Annotated in this window: 3 protein-coding genes; all 3 read right to left on the bottom strand. The window is 66.6% G+C overall.

The window, feature by feature from the left end; all coding sequences use genetic code 11:
• The coding region (locus G6W55_RS37685; RefSeq protein WP_175525068.1) for a 50S ribosomal protein L20 at nt 1-179 on the bottom strand (179 nt) is incomplete at its 3' end.
• Nucleotides 180-280: 101 nt separating this feature from the next.
• The gene (gene rpmI, locus G6W55_RS37680; RefSeq protein ID WP_003977225.1) at nt 281-475 is read right to left on the bottom strand and encodes a 50S ribosomal protein L35; all 195 of its coding nucleotides are present in this window, start codon (nt 473-475) and stop codon (nt 281-283) included.
• A gap of 115 nt (nt 476-590) precedes the next feature.
• Nucleotides 591-1,254, bottom strand: a 664-nt coding sequence (gene infC, locus G6W55_RS37675) for a translation initiation factor IF-3 (protein WP_217687878.1), incomplete at its 5' end; no start/stop codon positions are given.

The raw sequence follows: 1,254 nt of genomic DNA, 5'->3' as shown, positions 1-1,254 counted from the left end.
AGCTGACGGAAGTCGCCCTTGCGCTTCTTGCGGTCGTTGTAGTTGTAGACCAGCGAGTGGGTGACCTGCTCCTTGGCCTTGCGGTACAGGCGCGAACGCTGACCGCGGTAGCCGGAGGCCGCCTCGAGGATCGCCCGGCGCTTCTTGTGGGCGTTGACTGCCCGCTTGACGCGTGCCACTTTTTAACTCCTTGTAGCGGGGCCGTGGTTGGACTCACACGGCCCGGAATCGATTGGGTCCCGGTTCCGACGTGCGGCGCTCGTGGCGAGCGCCGGGCACGTCACTTGCCGAGAAGCTTCTTGATCTTCGCGGCGTCGCCCGGGGCCATCTCGGCGTTGCCGGTGAGGCGACGCGTCACGCGGGACGACTTGTGCTCGAGCAGGTGGCGCTTGCCGGCGCGCTCGCGGAGCACCTTGCCGGAGCCGGTGATCTTGAAGCGCTTGCTGGCACCGCTGTGCGACTTGTTCTTCGGCATAGCGCCGTTCTCTCCTCGTCGGTGGCGCTCCGGTGCCCGGTCGTGAAACCGGGCACGGGGTGGAGCGTCGCTCTTGTATGGGTTGCGTCCTTCGGGGGCTCGCGCCCCCGGCGGATCACGCCTCGGCGTCGACCTCGGTCGCCGTCTCGGCGTTCACGGCGTCGGCGTCCGCGGCGTTCTGCGAGCGGCCGGGGTTGGCCTTCGCCTCGGCCTTGCGGGCCTCCTGCGCCTGGCGGGCCTCGGCCATCGCCTCGGTCTTCTTCTTGTGCGGACCGAGAACCATGATCATGTTCCGGCCGTCCTGCTTCGGGTTCGACTCGACGAACCCGAGGTCCTGGACGTCCTCCGCGAGACGCTGGAGCAGTCGGTAGCCCAGTTCGGGACGGGACTGCTCACGACCGCGGAACATGATCGTGATCTTGACCTTGTCGCCCTGCTTGAGGAACCGGACGACATGACCCTTCTTGGTGTCATAGTCGTGCGGGTCGATCTTCGGCCGGAGCTTCATCTCCTTGATGACCGTGTGCGCCTGGTTCTTGCGCGCCTCACGGGCCTTCATGGCCGACTCGTACTTGAACTTCCCGTAGTCCATGAGCTTGCAGACCGGCGGACGGGCGTTCGCCGCGACCTCGACCAGGTCCAGGTCGTACTCCTGGGCAAGCTCCAGTGCCTTGGCCAGGGGGACGATGCCCACCTGCTCGCCACTGGGACCGACAAGTCGCACCTCGGGAACGCGAATCCGGTCGTTGATGCGGGGCTCGGCGCTGATGGATCCTCCT

The sequence above is a fragment of the Streptomyces sp. CAI-85 genome (assembly GCF_013363615.1).
GTDB lineage: Bacteria > Actinomycetota > Actinomycetes > Streptomycetales > Streptomycetaceae > Streptomyces > Streptomyces antibioticus_B.
This window is presented reverse-complemented; position numbering and strand designations above follow the sequence as displayed.